Annotated in this window: 18 protein-coding genes; 8 read left to right on the forward strand and 10 right to left on the reverse strand. The window is 71.6% G+C overall.

The genetic code is table 11. The annotated features are described in order from the left end of the window. Positions 1-141: 141 nt before the first annotated feature. The 3 genes from CLM62_RS35580 to CLM62_RS35590 all read right to left on the reverse strand — a co-directional run bounded on the left by CLM62_RS35580 (position 142) and on the right by CLM62_RS35590 (position 2,824). Positions 142-1,662, reverse strand: coding sequence for an aldehyde dehydrogenase (locus CLM62_RS35580; protein WP_095754020.1), 1,521 nt, complete (start codon positions 1,660-1,662; stop codon positions 142-144). Continuing rightward, positions 1,659-2,468, reverse strand: coding sequence for a class I SAM-dependent methyltransferase (locus CLM62_RS35585; RefSeq protein WP_095754021.1), 810 nt, complete (start codon positions 2,466-2,468; stop codon positions 1,659-1,661). The genes CLM62_RS35580 and CLM62_RS35585 overlap by 4 nt, the downstream gene beginning before the upstream one ends. A 92-nt stretch (positions 2,469-2,560) precedes the next feature. Further along, entirely contained in the window at positions 2,561-2,824 is a 264-nt protein-coding gene (locus tag CLM62_RS35590) for an acyl carrier protein (RefSeq protein WP_095754035.1), read from the reverse strand. A 228-nt stretch (positions 2,825-3,052) separates the two neighbouring features. Between CLM62_RS35590 and CLM62_RS35595 the strand changes: the two genes are divergently transcribed. After that, entirely contained in the window at positions 3,053-4,063 is a 1,011-nt protein-coding gene (locus CLM62_RS35595; protein ID WP_095754022.1) for a ketoacyl-ACP synthase III family protein, read from the forward strand. A 585-nt stretch (positions 4,064-4,648) separates the two neighbouring features. Here the strand turns inward: CLM62_RS35595 and CLM62_RS35605 are convergent. After that, the gene (locus CLM62_RS35605) at positions 4,649-6,547 is read right to left on the reverse strand and encodes an ABC transporter ATP-binding protein (RefSeq protein ID WP_095754023.1); all 1,899 of its coding nucleotides are present in this window, start codon (positions 6,545-6,547) and stop codon (positions 4,649-4,651) included. 168 nt (positions 6,548-6,715) lie between these two features. Between CLM62_RS35605 and CLM62_RS35610 the strand changes: the two genes are divergently transcribed. After that, positions 6,716-7,690: a YbhN family protein gene (locus CLM62_RS35610; protein WP_373559219.1), complete on the forward strand. Its 975-nt coding sequence runs from the start codon at positions 6,716-6,718 to the stop codon at positions 7,688-7,690. 24 nt (positions 7,691-7,714) lie between these two features. Here CLM62_RS35610 and CLM62_RS35615 read toward each other — a convergent pair whose 3' ends face one another. From CLM62_RS35615 to CLM62_RS35625, 3 genes are read right to left on the reverse strand one after another with little or no spacing between them, the layout of a single operon-like run. Next, the gene (locus CLM62_RS35615) at positions 7,715-8,959 is read right to left on the reverse strand and encodes an NAD(P)/FAD-dependent oxidoreductase (protein WP_095754025.1); all 1,245 of its coding nucleotides are present in this window, start codon (positions 8,957-8,959) and stop codon (positions 7,715-7,717) included. Beyond that, on the reverse strand, positions 8,956-10,377 hold the full coding sequence (locus CLM62_RS35620) for an FAD-dependent oxidoreductase (protein WP_095754026.1): 1,422 nt from the start codon (positions 10,375-10,377) through the stop codon (positions 8,956-8,958). The genes CLM62_RS35615 and CLM62_RS35620 overlap by 4 nt, the downstream gene beginning before the upstream one ends. Next, the gene (locus CLM62_RS35625; RefSeq protein WP_095754027.1) at positions 10,374-11,813 is read right to left on the reverse strand and encodes an FGGY family carbohydrate kinase; all 1,440 of its coding nucleotides are present in this window, start codon (positions 11,811-11,813) and stop codon (positions 10,374-10,376) included. The genes CLM62_RS35620 and CLM62_RS35625 overlap by 4 nt, the downstream gene beginning before the upstream one ends. Before the next feature lie 288 nt (positions 11,814-12,101). Here CLM62_RS35625 and CLM62_RS35630 point away from each other — a divergent pair, with 288 nt between their 5' ends. The 5 genes from CLM62_RS35630 (at position 12,102) to CLM62_RS35650 (ending at position 19,221) form a co-directional block, all read left to right on the forward strand. Beyond that, entirely contained in the window at positions 12,102-13,100 is a 999-nt protein-coding gene (locus CLM62_RS35630; RefSeq protein ID WP_095754028.1) for a hypothetical protein, read from the forward strand. A 59-nt stretch (positions 13,101-13,159) separates the two neighbouring features. Continuing rightward, entirely contained in the window at positions 13,160-14,689 is a 1,530-nt protein-coding gene (locus tag CLM62_RS35635) for an amino acid permease (protein ID WP_095754029.1), read from the forward strand. Positions 14,690-14,888: 199 nt separating this feature from the next. Further along, the gene (locus CLM62_RS35640) at positions 14,889-15,983 is read left to right on the forward strand and encodes a mechanosensitive ion channel family protein (protein ID WP_095754030.1); all 1,095 of its coding nucleotides are present in this window, start codon (positions 14,889-14,891) and stop codon (positions 15,981-15,983) included. A gap of 86 nt (positions 15,984-16,069) precedes the next feature. Then, complete coding sequence (locus CLM62_RS35645; protein WP_095754031.1) at positions 16,070-18,286, forward strand: NADP-dependent isocitrate dehydrogenase; 2,217 nt, start codon at positions 16,070-16,072, stop codon at positions 18,284-18,286. A 137-nt stretch (positions 18,287-18,423) separates the two neighbouring features. Then, positions 18,424-19,221 (forward strand): N-formylglutamate amidohydrolase, encoded by a 798-nt coding sequence (locus tag CLM62_RS35650; protein WP_095754032.1) that lies wholly within the window; start codon positions 18,424-18,426, stop codon positions 19,219-19,221. 228 nt (positions 19,222-19,449) lie between these two features. Here the strand turns inward: CLM62_RS35650 and CLM62_RS35660 are convergent, their stop codons facing one another. From CLM62_RS35660 to CLM62_RS35670, 3 genes are read right to left on the reverse strand one after another with little or no spacing between them, the layout of a single operon-like run. Beyond that, positions 19,450-19,965, reverse strand: coding sequence for a hypothetical protein (locus tag CLM62_RS35660; RefSeq protein WP_095754036.1), 516 nt, complete (start codon positions 19,963-19,965; stop codon positions 19,450-19,452). Positions 19,966-19,970: 5 nt separating this feature from the next. Further along, positions 19,971-20,546, reverse strand: a complete 576-nt coding sequence (locus CLM62_RS35665; protein WP_095754033.1) for an RNA polymerase sigma factor — start codon at positions 20,544-20,546, stop codon at positions 19,971-19,973. Positions 20,547-20,605: 59 nt separating this feature from the next. Then, positions 20,606-22,024, reverse strand: a complete 1,419-nt coding sequence (locus tag CLM62_RS35670) for a S8/S53 family peptidase (protein ID WP_095754034.1) — start codon at positions 22,022-22,024, stop codon at positions 20,606-20,608. Between the two features lie 148 nt (positions 22,025-22,172). On the opposite strand from CLM62_RS35670, the gene CLM62_RS35675 reads away from it, so the two are divergent. Beyond that, positions 22,173-23,116: tetratricopeptide repeat protein (locus tag CLM62_RS35675; RefSeq protein WP_373559220.1), on the forward strand; the 944-nt coding region annotated here is incomplete at its 3' end.

The raw sequence follows: 23,116 nt of genomic DNA on the forward strand, positions 1-23,116 counted from the left end.
GTCGACGAGGGCCGGATCGTCGAGGTCGGTTCGCACGACCAGCTCGTCGCCGCCGACGGCAAGTACACCCGGATGTACGCCACCTGGGCCGGCCAGGCCGCCGAGGCCCACTGAGAAACGCACGGTCTTCGCGAAACCGGGTCAGCCCAGCGGCTCGTACCCGGTCGGCAGGCCGTCCAGGACCACGGTCTTGGCCTCCAGGTAGGACAGCAGACCGTCCTGGCCGCCCTCGCGTCCGACACCGGACTGCTTGAAGCCGCCGAAGCCCATACGGGGGTCGGTGCGGGGAGCGTTGTGCCCGACCGTGCCGGAACGGATGCGGCGCGCGGCGTGGTGGGCGCGGTCGACGTCATTCGTGAAGACCGTCGCGTTGAGGCCGTAGACCGTCTCGTTGGCCAGTTCGATCGCGTGTTCCTCGCTGTCGGCGGGGATGACGCTCAGGACGGGGCCGAAGATCTCCTCCTGGGCGATCGTCGACCGGTTGTCGACGTTCGCGAAGACGGTGGGCTGGACGAAGAAGCCGCGCTCGAACTCCTCCGGACGACCGCCGCCGGTGACGAGTTCGGCGCCCTCGGCCACTCCCTTCGCGATGTAGCCCTCCACCCGGTCGCGCTGACGTTCCATCGCCAGGGGGCCGAGCTGTGTCGCCGGGTCGAAGGGATCGCCCATCCGGACCGCGCCGAAGTGCTCGCCGAGGGCCTGCGCGAAGGCGTCGTGGCGGTGACGGCTGACGATGACGCGGGTCAGTGAGGTGCACACCTGGCCGCTGAGGGTGCACTCCGCGTTGGCAAGGGTCTTGGCGGCGGTGTCGAGGTCGTAGTCGTCGAAGACGACGGCCGGTGACTTGCCGCCCAGCTCAAGGGTGTACCGGGCCATCCGGTCGCCGCAGATGCCGGCGATCCGCCGGCCCACGGCACTGGAACCGGTGAAGGCGATCTTGTCCACGCGCGGGTCGCGGACCAGCTGTTCGGAGACTTCACGGCCGGCCGTGACCACGTTGAGGACCCCGGCGGGCAGACCGATCTCGTCGGCGATCTCGGCCAGGAGGTACGCCTCGCCCGGCGCCTCGGGAGAGGCCTTGAGGACCACGGTGCAGCCGGCCAACAGGGCCGGGGCGACCTTGTAGGCGACCAGGAACGTGGGGGCGTTCCAGGCGACGATCGCGCCGACGACCCCGACCGGTTCGCGCACCACGGAGCCGAACGCGCCTTGCAGCGGCCGGTGCCGGACCTCGAAGGGGAAGTCCGCGGCCATGTTGGCGAAGTAGTCGTAGTGCACGCCGGACCGCTCCATGGTGGCCACCGACGCCGTGTGCAGGACGCCGACCTGGCGCGTCCACAGCTGGCTCGCGTCGGCCGCTCGGCGGCGCAGGCCATCGGCGATCGCGCGGAGCCACTGCGCCCGTTCGGTCGGCGCCAGCAGCGGCCAGTCGGAGTGGTCGAAGGCGTGGCGCGCGGCGGCGACGGCCTGGGACATGTCGTCCGGGCCTGCCTCGGCGGCGCGGAAGTAGAGCTCCTCCGTCGTGGGATCGATGATCTCGAAGGTGGACTTCGTCGTCGCCGGTGCCACCCAGCGCCCGCCTATGTAGAGGCGGTCCGGGTGCCGGAGCGGTACTTCGCGCTGCCGCAGGCCCTCGGCGCTGAATTCGCTGTCATTCCTCATTTCGCCGCCCGCACGATGGTCGTGTACGTGTGATTCGTCAGCATCTCGAATTCCGGGTCGAGCAGTGTTTCCCGGATGACGGCCAGGTCGGCCTCGGTCAGGCCGGTCCGGCTCAGCAGATAGGGCTCCAGCATGCCGCTGTGCAGCCGGGCGAGTTGCGCGGTCGGTTCTCCGCCCTGCCCCGGTGCCTGGTAGTCCCGTACCGTGATGTTCCGGTGGCCGGCGGCGGAGAGCACTTCCGCGGTGTGCGACGCCCAGTCGAAATCCATACCGGTCTCCGCGCCGAGTTTGTGCACGCCGTCGTGGAATTCCTGGAAGATGTGCGTCCGGTATTCGTCGATCGGCGATTTGATCAGGCTTTCGGTGGCGCAGCCGCAGAACCAGTCGGTGAGCACCAGTGCGCCGCCCGGCCGCAGATGGGCGGCCAGCCTCGCCGCGATGGCCTCCCGGTCGGCCAGGTGCATCAGCAGCAGCCGGGCGTGGATGAGGTCGAACTCCGGCTCCGGCCAGGGGTCGCTGGTGAGGTCGTGCTGGATCGCCTCGACCCTCGGATGGACGGGCACGTGCTGCGGTTTGAGGTCGCTGGCCACCACGTGCCCGTTCGTGCCCACCCTGGCGGCCAGCCAGCGGGCGACCGAGCCGTCCCCGGTGCCCACGTCCCAGCAGCGCCAGCCGTGACCGACGGCCACCTCGGTGCCCAGGATGCCGAAGGTCTCCCGGTTGAGGATCTGGGAGAGCAGGCTCAGCTGCTCGGGTGCCGCCGGCGCGTCATTGTCGAAGCGTTGCTCGTGGGTCGAGTTGTACATGGACGTCTCCTCGTCGGCCTGTCTGTCGGCTCAGTGCTCACGCCCTGGCGACTCGTACATGGACTGCGCTGGGCTGCCGGGCCCGGAAAGGCCTACGGCTGGACCGACTCGCTCAGCAGTTCGTTCACCAGATCGACGAACTGCTCGGGGGTCGCGTTCTTGTCCGCCTTCTCGTCAGGCAGCTTTATCCCGAGATCGCGCTCGACCAAGAGCATGACCTCCATGATCGCGATCGAGTCGTAGCCGAGATCGGCGAACGTGGTCTCCGCCGTACGACCGTCCAGGACGAGCGGGTCGTCCTCGCCCGCGCCCCGCCGCACGTACTCCACCAGGTCAGTGAGGGTGAAAGTCGCCATTGCCGCTCCCCTTCTTCTTGTCACGTCGCGACAAACATCGCGGGGGCGCTTAGACGTTGGGTCGAGTGCCGATCGACCACGGCGGGCGGTCGGAGGACCGCCCCATTCCGGGCTGTCGCCCGCTCCGGCGAAGCCTCCGTCTCGCCCCGGTCTCGAACGAGGCTCCGCCGGAGCGGGCGACCCTGGCCGCGTGGAAGCACCCGATCCGATCTGTGGGAGCGTGACCTCATGAGCAGCGAGCTCTACATCGCCGCCGCGAGTTCGTGGCTGCCCCCGCGCATGACGCTCGACGAGGCCGACCGCGCCGGTCTCGTCGACCGGTCGCGGGTGTGGAACACAGGTATCGAGTCGGTCTGCGTCTCGGCGGACAGATCGGCGCCGGAGATGGCCGTGCTGGCCGCGCGGGACGCGCTCGAACGCGCCGGGTCCGGCCCGCAGGACCTCCATCTGCTGCTGCACGCCTGCGCGTACCACCAGGGGCACGACATGTGGCCGTCGGCGTCGTACATCCAGCAGTTCGCCGGCGGCGGCACCTGCCCGGCCGTCGAGGTCCGCCAGATGTCCAACGGCGGCATGGCGGCCCTGGAACTCGCGGCGGGCTACCTGCTCGCCGACGATCGGTCGGCCGCGCTGATCACCACGGCCGACCGGTTCTGCCTGCCCGGCTTCGACCGGTGGCGCAGCGACCCGAGCACCGTCTGCGGCGACGGCGCCACCGCCGTCGTACTGTCCACACACGCCGGATTCGCCAGGCTCCGCGGACTCGTCACGGTGTCCGACCCCGAGCTGGAGCGCGGCGCCCGGGCCGACCGGTTCAGCGACGCGCCGATGACCGCCGGAGGCCCGGTCGACCTGAACCCGAACAGCGACTCGCTGGTGCGCGAACTCGGGTTGGAGGGCCTGCTCCGCCGTATCGAAGCGGGCCAGCGCACGGCGTTCGACCGGGCCTGCGTCCAGGCGGACGTGAAACTCAGCGACATCGACTGGTTCGTGTTGCCGAACCTGGGCCGTACCCGCATGCGGGCGCAGTACTTCGACCCGTTCGGCATCAACCCGCAGCGCTCCACCTGGGCATGGGGCAGACAGGTCGGACACCTCGGCGCGGGCGACCAGTTCGCCGGGCTGGCCCACCTGGTCTCCGAGGGCGCCCTCGATCCCGGCCAGACCTGCGCCCTGGTCGGCGTCGGCGCCGGCTTCACCTGGACGGTCGGCATCGTGGAGATCACCGCCGAGCCGTGAGCCCGGGACGGCGTCAACTCCACGACAGACCCGTGGGGCAGCCGGGCCTCCCCGCCGGGTATGACACTCGCTCATCCTCCGCTGCCGCGGCCGCCACTGCTTCGCGTATTCCGCGATCGTCTGCTGACCGAGTTCCCGGCGAGCCTCGGCAACGGATGGCGCCGTCTTCTTTTTCTCCGTGTAGATCTGCGTAAGGCGCTCGATAGCGTCGTCCTGCGTGTCGTAGCCGACCTCTTCACGCTGCTTGCCGAGAGCGTCCCGGAACCGAATCGTGTACGGGTGCGAACAGCGGGTCGGCCTGCAGCAACCGCACTCCTTGAAGAACGACCCCATCCCACGGGCGAGCTGTCGAGCCACGTATCAAGCCTTCCGAGCAGGGCGATGGGCGGCCTGGCAGACCCATGTCGTACGTGCAGGTCAGCAAGCCGGACACCGTCCGACTCGATGCTGACCGTTTGCTGACCTGGAGGCAGCGATCAGGGCCCTGACCTGAGAAAACACACAAACGCTAGATCTTGGACTTGAACATGGTGCCCGGCAGGGAGTTACTCCTGTCGGGCCGGTGCGAAGGTCTCCGCTGGCCCCCTACGCCGCCGCGGTCTCGGTCACCTCGCAGGCCACCTCACCGGCCCGCTGCGCGAACTGCGTCCGGTACAGCTGCGCGTACCGTCCGCCGAGGGCCAGCAGTTCCTCGTGCGTGCCGCGTTCCACGATGCGGCCGGCCTCGACCACCAGGATCAGGTCCGCCGCGCGCACCGTGGACAGCCGGTGTGCGATCACGATCGCCGTCCGGCCCTGAAGTGCCTCGGTGAGCGCCTCCTGGACGGCGGCCTCCGAGGTGTTGTCCAGGTGGGCGGTGGCCTCGTCGAGGATGACGACGCGCTGCCGGGCCAGCAGCAGCCGGGCGATGGTCATGCGCTGGCGTTCGCCGCCGGAGAGGCGGTAGCCGCGCTCGCCGACCACGGTGTCGAGGCCGTCGGGCAGGGACCGTACGAGATCGTCCAGGCGGGAGCGGCGCAGCGCGTCCCACAGCTCGGCGTCGGTGGCCAAGGGGCGGGCGAGCAACAGATTGGCGCGGACCGTGTCGTGGAAGAGGTGGCCGTCCTGGGTGACCATGCCGAGCGTGGCACGCAGCGACTCGGCGCTCAGGTCGCGGACGTCGACGCCACCGACGCGGACGGCTCCCTCGTCGACGTCGTACAGCCGCGGCAGCAGCCCCGCGACCGTCGACTTGCCGGCGCCGGAGGAGCCGACGAGGGCGACGGTCCGGCCGGGTTCGGCGCGGAAGGAGACGCCATGCAGGACTTCGGCGCCGCCCCGCGTGTCGAGGGATGCCACCTCCTCCAGGGAGGCCAGGGAGACCTTGTCGGCGGCAGGGTAGCCGAAGCGGACGTTGTCGAACTCGACGGAGACCGGGCCGTCGGGGACCTCGCGGGCGTCCGGTTTCTCCCTGATGAGCGGCTCGAGGTCCAGCACTTCGAAGACCCGCTCGAAGCTGACGAGGGCGCTCATCACCTCGACGCGGGCGCCGGCGAGGGCGGTCAGCGGGGCGTACAGGCGGGTCAGGAGCAGCGCCAGGGCCACGACGGCGCCCGGGTCCAGGGTGCCGCGCAGGGCGAACCAGCCGCCGAGTCCGTAGACCAGGGCCAGCGCGAGGGCCGACACCAGGGTGAGGGCGGTGATGAACACGGACTGGGCCACGGCGGTGCGTACGCCGATGTCCCGCACCCGGCGGGCGCGGGCCGCGAACTCCTCGGATTCCTCCTCGGGACGGCCGAACAGCTTGACCAGGGTTGCGCCGGGTGCGGAGAAGCGCTCGGTCATCCGGGTGCCCATCGCCGCGTTCAGCGCCGCCGCTTCCCGCTGCATGCGGGCCATCCGGCTGCCCATGCGCCGGGCAGGGATCACGAACACCGGCAGGAGCACCAGCGCGAGGAGGGTGATCTGCCAGGAGAGGGTGAGCATGACGGCGAGGGTGAGCAGCAGCGTGACCAGGTTGCTGACCACTCCGGACAGGGTGTTGCTGAAGGCCCGCTGGGCGCCGATGACGTCGTTGTTGAGACGGGAGACGAGCGCCCCCGTACGAGTGCGTGTGAAGAACGCGACCGGCATCCGCTGCACATGATCGAACACCGCCGTGCGCAGATCGAGGATGAGCTCCTCCCCCAGCGTCGCCGACAGCCGTCTGCCGAGGATGCCGAGGGCCGCCTCCACGACCGCGATGAGGGCGATGAGCAGGGCCAGCCGTACGACTGTGCCCTCGTCGCCGCCCGACACGATCGCGTCCACGACACGTCCGGCGAGGACGGGGGTGGCGACGGCGAGCAGCGCGGTCGCCACGCCGAGCACCACGAAGTACGCGATGCGGCGGCGGTGCGGGCGGGCGAACGCGCCGATGCGGCGCAGTGTGGCGCGGGCGAAGGGGCGGCGGTCCTGCTCGGCGTTCATGACGCTGTGCAGCTGGGTCCAGGCTGTGGTCTCCATGCTCATGGGAAGGACCCTAGAACCTCAAGCAAGATTGAGGTCAACTCCGAGATCGACCCCGAGGCCAACCTCGAGGCCGACCCCGAAAAGGACCCGATGACCGTACGTAAGCCCCTGGCCCCGCTTACGCAACCCGCAGTTGGCACGGGGTGGGGAGCCTCTCCCGATGTGACAGCGGTACAACTCCCCGAGCGACGAGTCCCCCGTCGCGTCCCGATCCGCCGGATACGCCAGGTCCTGTGTCTGCTTCCGCTCGTGCTCGTCGCAGTGATCGCGGTACGGCACCGGTCCGTGCTCGCCGAAGGCTTTCGCCACCTCGCGCACGCCCAGTGGCCGTGGCTGGTGGCCGCGGCCGGCGCCACCTGTCTGACCTGGGTGGCCGCCGCCGTCACCCGGCAGGGTGCCGTCGTCGAGCCGCTGCCCAAACGGCGGCTGCTGGCCACGCAGTTCGCGGCGGGCGCGGCCAACCATCTGCTGCCGACGGGTCTGGGCGCGGGTGCGGTCAACCTGCGGTTCATGACGGTGTGCGGGCTGCCGCTCGCCCGTTCCTCCGCCGCGCTCGCGCTGTACCTGCTGGCGGAGTCGATCGGCCGGCTGGGCCTGCTGGCCGTGCTGTTGATCGCCTTCCCGCACGCGTTGCAGATCGGCACGCTCCTCCCGGACGGGGCGGTCGGCCCGCTGCTGTGGGGTCTCGGCGTGGCCCTGGTCGTCGCCGCGGGCGCGCTCGCGCTCGTACGCCGACTGCGTACGGCCGTGTTCTCCTTCCTGCGGACCGCGCTGAGCGAGGCACGTTCGGTGCACACCCGCCCGTCCCGGGCGCTCGCCCTGTGGGGCGGTTCGCTCGCCTTCCCGGCGTTGCAGGCCGCCGGGCTGGTCCTGGTCGGGCGGGCGCTGGGGTTGTCCGTGCCGCCGGCGCACATGGCGCTCGCCTATCTGGCGGCGACGGTCGCCGTCGCGCTCGTGCCCACGCCGGGCGGGCTCGGTTCGGTCGAGACGGCGCTGGTCGTGGCGCTGGTGGCGGCGGGGGGCCCGGTGGCCGTGGCCACGGCCGTGGTTCTCGCCTACCGGATCATCACCGTGTGGGTGCCGCTGGTGCCGGGGGCGTTGACGCTCGGCGCGCTGGTGCGGCTGAAGGTGATCTGAGCCACCGACGGCGCCGACCGGTACTCAGCTGATCGTCACCCGTACCGGTCCTCCCTTCGGATCCACCCTCCCGGTCCAGCGTGCCGTCAGGGTCAGGGTGCGGTTCGGCAGGGCCATGGGTGTCCACAGGCGCTCCCGGTGCAGGAGGCGGCCGTTCTGGGCGACCCGTAGGACGGGGCGGGTCAGCGGGGTGGCCGTGCGCAGGACGTACGGCAGGCGGTCGCCCGGGGTGACGCGGTTCGGGGCGATCCAGCGCAGGGGCGGCTCCACGAGCAGGGGGACGCTGTCGGGCCGGGGTCCGGCTCCGGCGAGCGTCTCCAGGACGGCGCCGGCGGCGTGGACGCCCTCGCGGGCCGCCGTCGCCGCGCTCTCCACGGCGTGCAGCACGCTGCCGACGGCGAACACGCCGGGGCGGGAGGTGTGCAGCGACCCGTCGACGGCAGGTCCACGGGTGCCGGCGTCGAGGGTGAGTCCGCCGCGCCGGGCGAGTTCCTGGTCGGGCACGAAGTCGCCGGTGAACACGACGGTGCCGCAGGGCAGCGTGGCCGTCCGGCCGTCGTGATGCCGTACGCGCACGCCCGACAGCCTCCCGTGGCCGATGAGTTCGGTGACGGTGGTGCCGGTGAGGAGCGGGATGCCGTGGCGGAGGCGGGTGTCGAGGGCGCGCGCCGGTGCGGTCTGGGTGCGGGGCAGGTCGGTGATCATGGCGACGACCGTGGCGCCGGCGGCCCGTACGGTGTCGGCGGCCCTGTACGAGACGTCCTGCGCGCCGACCACCACCGCCCGGGTGCCGATGTGCTGCGCGTGCAGGTGCACGGCCTGTTGCAGTTCGCCCGTGGTGTACACGCCGGCCGGGCGCGCGCCGGGCACCAGCCGTGCGGCGCGGGGTCGTTCGCGCGCCCCGGTGGCCAGGACGACGGCCCGTGCGCCGATCGTCTCCGGTCCGTGCGGGCCGACCGTGTGCAGCGAGAGGGGTCCGGCCCAGTCGAGGGCGGTCACGCCGGTCCGTACGACCGCTCCGGCGCGCCCGGCGGCGGTGACGAGCAGGCGGGCGTACGCGGGGCCGGTCAGCGGGTGGAGCAGGGTGCCGTAGCCGCCGTGCGCGCAGTGCCGTGGCGCTCCCCCGGCCTCCTGCTCCCGGTCCAGCACCTCGACCCGGCCCATGCCTGCGGCGGCCAGGCGCGCGGCGGCGGCGAGTCCGGCGGGCCCGGCACCGACGACCAGGACGTCGATCTCGCGTAGGACATCGACCTCGCGTTCCCCCCTCATTCCCCCGCCCCCTCGAACAGCGCCCGCACCGCCGCGCCGCAGTAGAACCCCTGGCAGCGGCCCGCCCGGGCCCGGGTCCTGCGGCGCAGTCCGTCGAGGCCGGCCGGCGGGATCGTGCTGGCGAGGGCGTCCCGGATCTCCCCGCGCGAGACGCGCTCGCAGTGGCAGACGAGGGTGCCGTACTCGGGGTCGGCGGCGATGAGTTCGGGCCGCTGGTACGGGCGCGGGAAGGCCTCACCGAGGTTGGGCATGCGCACTGGTTCCAACTCCCGGGCCGGTCCCGCGTCCAGCCCTGCTTCGGCGAGCAGCCCCGTCACATACGAGGCGATGGCCAGGGACGCCGTCAGACCGGTGGAGCGGATGCCGCCGACGGTGACGTACGCCTGCTCGGAGTGGGCCGAGATGCGGAAGTCGTCCTGCTCGGTGGCGGCGCGCAGACCCGCGTAGACGGCGGTGACCTCCTCGTCGAGCAGGCCGGGGAGGATACGGCGGCCCTTCTCGCGCAGCAGGGCCAGGCCGTCGGCGGTGGAGCCGGTGGCCCGTTTGTCGTCCAGGTCCTCGGCGGTGGGGCCGAGCAGGACGTTGCCGTGGACGGTGGGGGCGACCAGGACGCCCTTGCCGAGGGCCGTGGGGACGGGCAGCAGGATGTGGCGGACGAGATCGCGGGCGAGCTTGTCGAAGACGAGCAGCTGCCCCCGGCGCGGGGTGACGGAGAAGTCGCGGTGGCCGAGCTGCCGGTCGAGCGTGTCGGCGTACAGGCCGGCCGCGTTCACCAGCCAGCGGGCGCGCAGGGTGCCCCGGGTGGTGGCGAGGACGTGTGTGTCGTCCTGCCGACCGACCTGCTCCACGCGGGAGTTGAGGTGGAGGTCGACTCCGTGGCGGACGGCCTGGGTGGCGTACGCCAGGGTCGTCGTCCACGGACAGATGACGCTCTCGCCGGGCACGTGCAGGGCGGCGAGCGCGCCCGGGCCGAGGTGAGGCTCGCGTTCGTACAGTGCGGCGGCCCCGATCAGGCGCGTGGCGTGGTAGTCGTTGCGCTCGGCCTTCTCCGCCAGGCGGGGCAGCGCGGCGAGTTGCTCCTCGTCCCAGGCGACGAGGAGCGCGCCGACCTCCTCGACGGGGATGCCGGACTCGGCGGCGTACGCGGCCAGCAGCTGCGCGCCCTCGCGGACCAGCCGCGCCTCCAGGGAGCCGGGCACCGCGTCGAAGCCGGTGTGCAGGATCGCGGTGTTGGCCTTCGAGGTGCCCTGGCCGACGTCGTCCTGTCCCTCGACGAGGGCGACGCGCAGCCCGGGGTGGTGGGCCAGGGCGCGGGCGATCGCAGAGCCGACGACTCCGGCGCCGACGACCGCCACGTCGTACGTCACGGAAGGCAGCGCCCCTCGGCGAGTGACCGCCGTCGGCGCGTCGTCCGTCATCGGGGCATCCCGTCGAGCAACGCGGTCACGGCGGCCCGGAAGACGCCCAGGCGTTCGGCGGCCTCGTCGGCCGAAATGCGCGGCTCGTAGACGGCGGCGGGCTTCCAGTCCGGGAGTGCGTCGGCCACGCTCAGGCCCGTTTCGGCGCCGAGCCGGGTCAGGGCGCCCACGCCGAGCGCCGTCGCGTCGGGCAGCGCGGACACCTCGACGGGGCGCTGCAGCAGGTCGGCCTGGGTCTGCATGAGCAGGGCCGAGCGGGTCAGGCCGCCGTCGACGCGCAGCACGTCCAGGGGTGAGCCGAGGTCCGTCGCCGCGGCGTCGGCGAGCTCCACCACCTGAGCGGCCAGGCCGTCGCACAGGGCACGCACCAGGTGCCCGGCGGTGGTGTCCAGGCCGAGCCCGGTGAGCGAGCCGCGCAGGTCGCCGCGCCACCAGGGGGCGGCGAGCCCGGCGAGGGCCGGGACGAAGGTGACTCCGCCGCTGTCGGGCACGGTGCCGCCGACGGTGTCGAGGTCGGCGGCGCCCTCGATGACGCCGAGGTCGGTGAGCCAGCGGACGGCGGAGGCGGCGGTGTACACCTGGCCGTCGAGGCAGTAGGCGGTGCGTCCGGCGAGCCGCCAGGCGACACAGCTGACCAGTCCGGAGGTGCCGCGTCTCGGCGTGTCGCCGGTGTGGGCGAGGAGGAACGCGCCGGTTCCGTAGGTGCACTTGGCGCCGCCGGGTGCGGTGATGCGCTGGGCGAGCAGGGCGGCCTGCTGGTCGACGACGAGTCCGGTGAGCGGGATCTCGGCGCCGAAGGCGGTGGTGGTGCCGACGGGGGCGGCGTTGTCGACGACCTCCGGGAGGCGTTCACCGGACAGGTCGTACAGGCCGAGGGCGCGCGGCGACCACTCGGCGCGGTCGAGGTCGAGGAGCTGGGTGCGGCCGGCGGTGGCGGCGTCGGTGACGTAGGCGCCGGTGAGACGGTGGACGAGCCAGGCGTCGCTGGTGGTGACGACTCCGTCGGCGGTGCGGTGCCGTCGTATCCAGGCCATCTTGGGGGCGGCGAAGTACGGGTCGAGCGGCAGACCGGTCAGGTGCCGCAACTCGTCGGCGTGCTCGGCCAGTTCGGCGCACACGCTCTCGGCCCGGCGGTCCTGCCAGACCAGGGCGTCTGTGAGCGGGCGCCCGGTCGCCGGATCCCAGGCGAGCACGGTCTCGCCCTGGTTGCCCAGGCCCAGCGCGACCACGGGTTCCCGCGCCGCGGCCAGGGCCAGTGTCCCGGCCTCGACCACCGAGTCGTACAGCTCGGCGGGGTCGGCCTCCACCAGGCCGCCGGGCAGGTGACGCGGCCGTACGGCGGCGAAACCGGTGCCGATGACACCGCGTTCGGGGCAGATCACCAGAGCCTTGGTGCCGGAGGTGCCCTGGTCGACGGCGAGCACCGGACCTGTCATCACGCCCCTCCCCTAGTGATCAACGCCCGACAGCCTGCCGTCGCCGCCCGCACCGCGTCAAGCGGCCCCGACCAGGGGCGACGTCACTTCCATTCACTGGTCGATCACCAGCCAACTCGGTTCAACCACAAAGAAGTTCGAAATGATCGGGGAACGGGAAGCGATGCGGAATCCGCGCCTCTATAGTGACGGCCAGCCCACGCGATCTCCTCAACCGCCGTCCAGAGGAGGGCTGTTGTTACTCCACCTCGCCGTCCCGCACGACCCCCGCCAAGAGGCGGGCTGCTGATGGCCAGAGCAGGAGCACGCCCCGTCTACGACCCCGCCGGCCACGACGCCGAACTGCGCGCGGCGCTCCAGGAGGTGCGCGCCGGGCGCTGGATGTCGATGCGCAGCCTGCTGGAGCGGACCACGGCCTGGTGGCAGTGGACGCAGCGCACCCAAGTGCTGGCCGCGGCGGCCGCCGGCACCGACGTGGTGCGGGCCTGGCTCGCCGAGGAGCCGCACAGCGTTCCGGCCGCCGTGATGCGGGCCCGGGTCGCCGTGGAGCGCGCGCTGCGGGCACGCCGCGAGCGTCACCGCCGTACGCACGAACTGTGGATCGAGGCCTGGGACGTGAGCGAGGCCGCCGCCCGCGCCGCCCCGGAGGATCCGGTCCCCTGGGTGTGCCTGCTGGCGCTCGCCCAGCTGGACCACGGGCAGCGCTGGGACGAGCACCGGGTGCCACCGCCGGAGCCGATGCTGCCGCCCGGCCCGTGGGGCCTGCTGGCCGAGGCCGACAAGCGCGACCCGTACAACCGCGAGGCCCACCACCGCATGCTGCAGTTCCTGTACGCGCAGGCGACCTCGGGGCGGCCGGCCGAGGCAGTCGCCTACGGGTACTGGGTGTCGGCCTCGGCCCCGCCGGGCTCGCCCCTGCACACCCTGCCGCTCTACGTGCGGGTCGAGCGCTACCGGCGCGGTGACGGACACTCCGCCGCCCTCGATCTGCACTGGGTGGCCGAGGACGCCACCCGCGAGGCGAGCCGGGCGTACGACGCCTGGTTCGAGCACTCCCGCCCCGCCGAACGCTCCCCGCTCGACCTCAACCACCTGGCCCACGCCCTGTGGGGAGCGCTGCGGTTCGAGGAGGCGGCCCGGGTGTTCGAGGCGATCGGCCCGTACTACACGCCCCTTCCCTGGGCCTACCGCAGCGCCGACCCGGGCGACCGTTCCCGGGCCGTACGGATCTTTCTGCAGGCCCGTGCGCGCAGCCGGTCGGCGGCGCGTGGCGGCCCCGACGCCTGACACGGCCCTGCTCTGTCCCGCCCTGTCCGTCCCGTCCCGTTTTCATCGGAGGTCTCCGCATGTCCCCCAGCCCCGATCCCGTGACATCCCCGGGTGTGCCGCAGCAGGACGAGGAGAAGCGCCTGCGCGAACTCGGTTACCGGCCGGTGCTGGCCCGCCGTATGGGCGGCTTCGGCAACTTCGCGATCAGCTTCTCGGTGATCTCGATCCTGTCCGGCTGCATGACCCTGTACGGCTTCGGCATGGGCGCGGGCGGGCCCGCTGTGATGTTGTGGGGCTGGGCCGGCGTCGGCCTGTTCGTGCTGTGCGTGGGACTCGCGCTGGCGGAGGTCACCAGCGCGTATCCGACGTCCGGCGCCCTGTACTACATGGCCGACCGGCTCGGCGGGCGCCGCTGGGGCTGGTACACGGGCTGGCTGAACCTGCTCGGACTGCTCGGCGCGATCGCCGGCATCGACTACGGAGCCGCCCTGTTCACCGGCGCGTTCATGAACCTCCAGTGGGGCTTCGAGCCGACACCCGGCAAGACGATGATCATCTTCTGCGTGATCCTGCTGCTGCACGCCGTGCTCAACCTGTTCGGCGTCCGGCTGGTGAGCGTGCTCAACTCGATCAGCGTGTGGTGGCACCTGGCCGGTGTCGCGGTCATCGTCGGGACGCTGGCGATCGTCCCCGACAGCCACCAGTCCCCGTCGTTCGTCTTCACCGAGTTCGTCAACGACACCGGCTGGGACAACCCGCTCTACGTGGCCGCGATCGGACTGCTGCTCGCGCAGTACACGTTCTCCGGCTACGACGCCTCGGCGCACCTGTCCGAGGAGACCTCCAACGCCTCGGTGTCGGCCGCACGGGGCATCGTGCGCTCAATCTGGGTGTCGTGGATCGCGGGTTTCGTGCTGCTGGCGGGTCTCACCTTCGCGATCCAGGACTACGACGCCACGCGGGCCAGCGAGACCGGTGTGCCGCCCGCGCAGATCCTGCTCGACGGGCTGGGCACGGACGGCGCGAGCGCGCTGCTGCTCGTGGTGATCGTGGCCCAGCTGTTCTGCGGCAACGCCGAGGTGGCCGCGGCCAGCCGGATGGTGTTCGCGTTCAGCCGCGACAAGGCCCTGCCGGGCTCGGCGCTGTGGCGGAAGGTCAGCGACCGCACCCAGACCCCGGTCGCCGCCGTCTGGCTGTCGGTGGCGGTCGCCTGCGTGCTCGCCCTGCCGTCCCTGTACTCGGCGACGGCGTACGGCGCGGTCACGGCCATCAATGTCATCGGCATCACACCCGCGTACGCCATTCCCGTGCTGTTGCGACTGCGCGCGGGGGATCGTTTCCAGCCAGGTCCGTGGAACCTAGGCAAGTGGAGCAAGCCGATCGGCTGGACTGCCGTGGTGTGGGTGGCGTGTGTGACGGTCCTGTTCTGCCTGCCGCAGTCCTCGCCGGTGACGGTGGACACGATGAACTACGCGTCCGTCGCCCTGGCTGTCGTCCTGGTCCTGGCCACGGTGTGGTGGTTCGTCGCCCGCCGTTCGTACGGAACGCCCACGACGGCCGCGTACTCCGACCGGGAGCAGGCCGAACTGGCCGAGGGCATCGTCTGAAACACCGCGATCCGGCGCCGGTCCAGGTACGAACCCCTGTACCGGATACGGCAGGATGAGCGGTTGCGCCGACCACAGGGGGGCCTCCTGGCCGGCGCGACCTCTCATCTCGGAATCGAACAGGTGACAACGTGACGCAACTTCACATCCGGCCGTCGGCACATGCCTTCGCCGCGCTTCTTCTTCCCAGAGGTGACCGGTGAAGCGAGATCTCACTATGGACGACCTGGTCATCGCCGGAATCGCGGTGGTCGCCGGCCTGCTGGCGGCGTTCCTGCTCCGCATGCTGCTGCGCTGGCTGGGCAAGCACGCCGACCGCACCCGCTGGAGCGGCGACGACGTCATCGTGGCCGCCCTGCGGACGATGGTGCCGGCCGCGGCGATCGCCGGCGGTGCGGCCGCCGCGGCAGCGGCGCTGCCGCTGACCGCGACGGTCCAGCACAACGTCAACCAGGTCCTGACCGTGCTGCTGATCTTCGTCGCGACGGTGGCGACGGCCCGGGTCGTCGCGGGCCTGATGCGGACGGTCACCCAGTCCCGCTCCGGGGTCGCCGGATCGGCCACGATCTTCGTCAACATCACCCGGGTGCTGGTCCTGGCGATCGGCTTCCTGGTCGTGCTCCAGACGCTGGGCATCTCCATAGCGCCCATGCTCACCGCTCTGGGCGTCGGCGGCCTGGCGGTCGCCCTCGCACTCCAGGACACCCTCGCGAACCTCTTCGCGGGCATCCACATCCTCGCCTCCAAGACCGTCCAGCCCGGCGACTACATCCGGCTGAGCAGCGGCGAGGAGGGCTACGTCGAGGACATCAACTGGCGTCAGACGACGGTCCGCTCGCTCTCCAACAACCTGGTCGTCATCCCCAACGGTGAGCTCGCGAAGACGAACATGACCAACTTCATGCGTCCCGAGCAGGAGTTGACGATCCTGGTCCAGGTCGGCGTCGCCTACGACAGCGATCTGGACCACGTCGAGCGGGTGACGAACGAGGTCATCGGCGAGGTGATGACCGAGGTCGAGGGCGCCCTCCCGGACCACGAGCCGATCATCCGTTTCCACACCTTCGGCGACTCCCGGATCGGCTTCACCGTCATCCTGGGCGTGGGCGAGTTCAGCGACCAGTACCGGATCAAGCACGAGTTCATCAAGCGCCTGCACAAGCGCTACCGCGCGGAGGGCATCCGGATTCCGGCGCCGGCGCGGACGGTGGCGTTGCAGCAGGGTGCGGTGGTGATTCCGCAGCAGCGGGGCGTCGAGGACATGGACGGGGTGCCGTCGGGCCACTTCGACTGACCCAGGTACGGACCCCTGTCGAGTCGGGGTCGGTCAGGAGATATCTTGATGTCGAGCAATGTTGCAGACGTGGAGCGGAGCACCCGGTGACTGACTCGACCATCATCTATACGCACACTGACGAGGCCCCGGCCCTGGCGACGTATTCCTTCCTGCCGGTGGTCCAGGCGTACGCCTCGCAGGCGGGTGTCGCCGTGGAGACGCGCGACATCTCGCTGGCCGGGCGCATCATCGCGCTGTTCCCCGAGTACCTGGAGGAGGGACAGCGCATCCCGGACGCCCTCGCGGAGCTCGGCGAGCTGGCCAAGACGCCCGAGGCCAACATCATCAAGCTGCCGAACATCTCGGCGTCCATCCCGCAGCTCAAGGCCGCGATCGCCGAGCTGCAGAGCCAGGGCTACGCGCTGCCGAACTACCCGGACGACCCGAAGACCGACGAGGAGCGGGACATCCAGGCCCGCTACGACAAGGTCAAGGGCTCCGCGGTCAACCCGGTCCTGCGTGAGGGCAACTCCGACCGCCGCGCCCCCGCGTCGGTCAAGAACTACGCCAAGACCCACCCGCACCGCATGGGCGCCTGGACCCCTCAGTCCAAGACCAACGTGGCGACCATGGGCGTCGACGACTTCCGCTCCACCGAGAAGTCCGCGGTCATCACCGAGGACGGTGCCCTGCGCATCGAGCTCGTGGGCGACGACGGCACGACCACCGTGCTGCGCGAGTCGGTACCCGTTCTCAAGGACGAGGTCGTCGACGCCTCCGTCATGCACGTCGCGCCGCTGCGCGAGTTCCTCACCGCGCAGATCGCCAAGGCCAAGGCCGAGGACGTGCTGTTCTCGGTGCACCTCAAGGCGACGATGATGAAGGTCTCCGACCCGATCATCTTCGGTCACGTGGTGCGCGCCTTCTTCCCGAAGACCTTCGCGAAGTACGGCGAGACGCTCGCCGCGGCCGGTCTGACCCCGAACGACGGTCTGGGCGGCATCTACAAGGGCCTGGAGTCCCTGCCGGCGGGCGCCGAGATCAAGGCCTCCTTCGACGCCGAGCTGGCCGAGGGCCCGGCACTGGCGATGGTCGACTCCGACAAGGGCATCACCAACCTGCACGTGCCGTCCGACGTGATCGTGGACGCCTCGATGCCGGCCATGATCCGCACCTCCGGCCACATGTGGGGCCCGGACGGCCAGGAGGCCGACACCCTCGCGGTGCTTCCGGACTCCAGCTACTCCGGCGTCTACCAGGCCGTGATCGACGACTGCCGCGCCCACGGCGCCTACGACCCGTCGACGATGGGCTCGGTCCCGAACGTCGGCCTCATGGCGCAGAAGGCCGAGGAGTACGGCAGCCACGACAAGACGTTCGAGATCCCGACCACCGGCACGGTCCGCCTGGTCGACCAGAACGGCAACGCCGTCATCGAGCAGACCGTCTCCGCCGGTGACATCTTCCGCGCCTGCCAGACCAAGGACGCCCCGATCAAGGACTGGGTGAAGCTGGCCGTCACCCGGGCCCGCGCCACCGGCGACCCGGCGGTGTTCTGGCTGGACGAGACCCGCGCGCACGACGCCAACCTGATCGCCAAGGTCAAGGCGTACCTGCCGGAGCACGACACCGACGGCCTGGACATCCGGATCCTGAACCCGGTCGAGGCCACGAAGCTGTCGGTGGAGCGCATCCGCCGCGGCGAGAACACGATCTCGGTGACCGGCAACGTTCTCCGCGACTACCTGACCGACCTGTTCCCGATCCTGGAGCTGGGCACCAGCGCCAAGATGCTGTCGGTGGTCCCGCTGATGGCGGGCGGCGGTCTGTTCGAGACGGGCGCCGGCGGCTCCGCGCCGAAGCACGTGCAGCAGCTGGTCAAGGAGAACTACCTGCGCTGGGACTCCCTCGGCGAGTTCTTCGCGCTGGTGCCGTCCCTGGAGCAGTACGCCGACTTCACCGGCAACTCCCGCGCGAAGGTCCTCGCCGACACCCTCGACCGCGCCACGGCGACCTTCCTCAACGAGGACAAGTCCCCGACCCGTCGCGTCGGCGGCATCGACAACCGCGGCAGCCACTTCTACCTGTCCCTGTACTGGGCGCAGGAGCTGGCCAAGCAGACCGACGACGCGGACCTGGCGAAGGCCTTCGCCCCGCTCGCCGAGACGCTCTCCGCCAACGAGCAGAAGATCGTCGACGAGCTGAACGCCGTCCAGGGCGAGCCGGCCGACATCGGCGGCTACTACCAGCCCGACCCGGCCAAGGCCGCCGCGGTCATGCGCCCGTCGGCCACGTGGAACGAGGTACTGGCGTCCCTGTGACGCGGTAGGCCTCGCGGCCGCACCTGATTGCAGTGACTCCGCCCCGGTCGGCATGTTCCCGACCGGGGCGGAGCGGTTTTCCCGTCCGGCACCTTGATCGTGCACCACACCACTGACAACGCCCCGGGAGCAGCCTCATGACACCAGCCGCACCGTCCTTCGAGCTCCTCCCCGGCGCGGACCACTCCCCCGTGATCCTCCATGTGCCGCACTCGGCGCGGGAGATACCGCCGTCGGTACGCCCCGGCATCGTGCTGGACGACGAGGGGCTGGAGCGGGAGCTGGACCACATCACCGACGCACATACCGCTGAGCTCGCCGCCGAAGCCGCCGGGCTGTCCGCGGTCGCCCCCTGGCAGTTCGTCAACCGGCTGTCCCGGCTGGTCGTCGATCCGGAGCGGTTTCCGGACGAGCGGGAGGAGATGCTCGCGGTGGGGATGGGCGCCGTGTACACGCGGACCACTCACCGCGCGGTGCTGCGGCCCGCCGATGCCGATCCCCAGCCGCTGATCGAGGGGTACTTCCGGCCGTACGCGCGGGCCATGAGGGACGCCGTGGCCGAGCGGCTCGCCGTCGCCGGGCGGGCCGTGGTCGTCGATGTGCACTCCTATCCCACCGCCGCGCTGCCCTACGAACTGCACGGCGAGGGACCCCGGCCGCCCGTCTGTCTGGGCACCGACTCCTTCCACACCCCGCCCGAGTTGCTAGCCGCGGCGCGGGAGGCGTTCGCCGGGTGCGGGGAGATCGGGCTCGACAGCCCGTTCAGCGGGGCGTACGTACCGCTCGACTTCTACGGCAAGGAACCCCGCGTCTCCGCGCTGATGGTGGAGATCCGCCGGGACACGTACATGACCGAGCCGGGCGGGCCCGCAGGGCCGGGCCTCGGACAGCTCGCTGCGGCGCTCGCCGCCCTCGTCGACACCGTGACCGGCTGACCGCGCCGGACCTGGCGGGGACCGACTGCGCTGGGCTAGGGCCCTTCTGATGGATCTCCGTGGGAGAAGGAGCGGCGTTCGGTGCGTGCTCTCGGCGTGCCGGGCGGAAGCCCTCGTAGCGGAGCTACTAGGGCTTTTGTCCGGTGCGCCGAGAGTGCGTGCCGGGCGTCGCGACGCCGCGGAGTTCCGTCAGAAGGGCCCTAGGGCTCGCGGTCCCCGCCGGGCGGGTCAGGCCCGCAGCCACTCCGTGACCACGACCTCCCCGCCAGCCCGCAAGCGCAGGGCGAACGGGCCGGTGAGGGCCTCCTCGGAGCTGAAGCGGCCCATGTCGTCGGCCATGAGCGGCAGGCTCGTCTGCGGGCCGCCGAGCACCTCGATGCGGGCCGGCTGCGGAGGCAGCACCTGTCCCATCAGGCCCTGTGCGCTCACCTCGACGTCGACGGTCACGTCCCCGGTGTGGAAGGTCAGCATCCGGGGCGGGTCCGCCGCTCCTCTCACCGGGATCGCGTCGACCAGCGAGTCGAAGGTCAGCTCTGCGAGCCGGGCGTCGAGATCGTGCAGGGCGTAGGCCTCGACGGCGATCTGGCGCAGTGCGGGCGGCACCGGGTCCAGGATGCCGCCCGCCTGGCGCAGCTCCCCCAGGAGGCCGTCGTCGAGTTCCGCGCCGGGTCCGTCGTCGAACTCCTCGTCGCCGATGCCTTCTTCGGCGAACGGGTCGTCGTTCAGGTCGAACATGTCGTTCATGTCGTTCACAGCGCTCCCCGTGCGTCGAGTCGGGCCCGAAGGCGGCGCAGACAGCGCTGGCGCAGCGGTCCGATGCTGCCCACCGCGATGCCCAGCGCGGCCGACACCTCCTGGTAGCTGGGCGGGGGCGAGGCCATCAGCACCCGCAGCAACTGCCTGCACCGCTCGCCGAGTTCCTCGAACTCCTGCCACACGCGGCGGATCCGCTCGGTCTCGGCGGCCGCCTCCTCCGAGTCGAGGAACGACTGCTCGGGCGTACGGTCCTCGCTGACCCGGTCCAGGAGCTGCGGATCGTCCGTCGGCGTCGTCCGCCTCAAGCTCTTGAGCACCTTCAGGCACTCGTGCCGTGCGGTGCTCGCCAGCCACGATCCGGCCTTCTGCGGTTCGCGGATCCGCCCCAGGTGCTGGGCGAAGCGGAACCACACCGTCTGGTACACCTCGTGCGCGTCGGCGTCGGAGAGCCGGTGCGCGCGCACCACGGACCACACCAGTGGGCTCAGCCCCTCCACCAGCGCCTTCCAGGCCGCCGCGTCACCGTCGACGGCGGACTGGACGAGCGCGCCGACATCTGTACGGTCCACGGCCCCACCCCTCGTGTACGGCAAGTCATCGTACGCCGTGGAGGGGGCGGTTCCGGCCCTCATGCGCCGACGGAGCGCGGCACGACCGGGGCCGGGCGCCAGGTGTGCGGGCGCAGCGCCGGTACGTGCGCCCCGCGCACCTCCGCGAGTTCGGTGTTCGCGGCGAGCAGTTGCTGCCGGGCGGCGCGCGGGTCGGTCTCCTTGTGCGCGACCATGTGGGCGGCGATCATCCCGGCGACCACGGGGGTGGCGAAGGAGGTGCCGCTCCAGTGCGCGAACCCCTCGAACATCACCTGGTCGGGCTTGGTGGCGGCGTTCGCCTCGCTCAACACGCCTGTGTGGCGGGGCGACTGGCAGGTGCACTGGTAGGTGAAGCCGTAGCGGCAGGCGTCGTACGTGGAGTGCTGGTACACGTACGGGACCGGCGCGTCGAAGCCGGTGAGGGCGCTGGTGAGGCGTTCGCCGGGGGCGTAGGCCTTCACCCAGGGGCCGTGGTTGCTGAAGCAGGCGCCGTGCTCGCCGTCGCCGCGCAGCGCGCCGACCGACAGCACGACGTTCTCGTAGTCGGGCAGGGAGGCGTAGGCGGCGGGCCAGAAGGGGGTGGCGCTGGCGTTGTTGCCGGCCGCGGCGACCAGCAGGGTGCGCTGGGTGCGCAGTTCGCGCATGAAGGCGTCCACGCCGAGCAGGCCGTCGGTACGGCCGTTGGAGGTGCCGGCGGAGAGGCTGATGACGTCGGGCCAGCCGTTCCGGTCGACGGCCTCGAAGAGCTTCTCCCCGAACTCGGACTCCAGGATGGCGCCGGCGTCGTTCAGGGTGCCCAGGACGGTCACGTCCGTGTTGGGCGCGACGGCGGCGACGAGCCCGGCGATGAACGTGCCGTGGCCGATGTACTGCTGGAGGTTGCCCTGGCTGTCGGTCTCGGTGCCGTGGAGGTCGCCCTGGACGTGGGCGAGCAGCGGGACGGCCGTGTAGTCGTGCGTGAGGCCGTTGTCGATGACGAGGACGCCGACGGCGCTGTCCTGGTCGTAGCCGGCCTCGGCGGGGGCCGGGTTGGTGCCCTGGGTGAGCGGGGCGGGCACGGGCTCGTCGCCGGGGCAGGAGTTGACCGCGATCGACACCACGTGGTTGCGGCTGACCAGCCGGCGTCCGGCGCGTCCCTCGTGCTCGCGCAGGGCCCGCAGGGCGTGCATGACGGCCGGGTCGCCCTGGCCGGGGTCGCCGACCTGGATGCGGGTGATGCCTGAGCGGTTGGTCTGAGGGCTCGCCCGGCGCACGTAGTCCGGCGTCAGGTCGGGCGCCTCGGTGAAGTGGGTGCGCACGGTGTCCTCGACGAGCCGCGCCTCCTCGCCGTCGCGGGCGAGGACCACGCCCTTCTCGTAGAGGAACTCCGCCGCGTCGTCCGGTCCCATGGCCAGGGGGACGTCGGGCATCGAACGCTGGATCTGGTCGAACTGCTCGTGGAATCGCTGAGGTGCCATGGCGTGTCCTCCCGTTGAGGCGATGGTCGTCAGTCAGAGCGGCGTGACCGGCGATTGATACAGCGCCAAACCTGTTTCGGGTGCATCGAGGGCCACTACCATCCATGAAGTGACAGCGGGAAGCGACTCGGTTCTCGAACTGCTGCCGATGGTGTTCGCCGCCCCGAACGAGGCGCTGGCGAGGGCGGAAGAGGTGCTCGACGCCGATCCTCCGCTGCTGCATGCCTCCGTCGCCCACCAGGTGATCGGGATCTGGCAGCGGGACTGGGGCGACCTCAGGCTCGCGCTGCACCATCTGCGCCGCGCCCGTGATCTGGCGGCGCGCGCGGAATCGGCCGACCGGGAGGCGGACGTCCTGGCCACCCTCGGTGTGGCGCTGGTGCACGCGGGCCGCACCCGGCAGGGCCTGGAGGCGCTGGAGCGGGGTGTCGCGGTGAGCGGCGGGCACACGCGCGCGCGGGTGCTGTACCGCCGGGCCTACGCCTCGTGGGTGCTGGGCCGTCACCGGGAGGCGCTGGAGGACGTGCGCCGGTCGATCCCCGTGCTGCGGCAGGCGGACGACGTCATCTGGACGGCGCGCGCGCTGACCCTGCGCGCGACCGTGCATCTCGCGCTCGGCGCGGTGGACCGCGCGGACGCCGACTTCACCGCGGCCGAGGCACTGTGGGACACCACGGGCCAGGAGCACGACAAGGCGGACGCGGTGGAGAGCCGGGGCCTCGCCGCGTTCCGGTCGGGGGACGTGCCTGCCGCCCTGCGGCTCCTTGACGAGGCCGAGGAGCGGTACGCCAAGCTGGGCACGCCCACCTTCATGCTTAACATCCGGCGCTGCGAGGTCCTGATGGCGGCCGGGCTCGCCCCGGAGGCGCTGGCCGAGGCGGACGCGGCGATCGCCGTCCTCGACGGCATCGGCGGGCAGTCCACCCGCAAGGCGGAGCTGCTGCTGGCCGCCGCGCGGGCGGCCCGGCTGGTGGGTGATCCGCATACGGCGATCGCGCGTGCGGACATGGCCGTACGGCTGTTCGCCGGGCAGCGGCGCACCTGGTGGGAGACGCACGCCCGGCTGGTGCTGATCGAGGCCCGGGTCGCCGC

Source organism: Streptomyces sp. SA15, from assembly GCF_002291145.1.
In the GTDB taxonomy this organism is placed as follows: Bacteria; Actinomycetota; Actinomycetes; order Streptomycetales; family Streptomycetaceae; genus Streptomyces.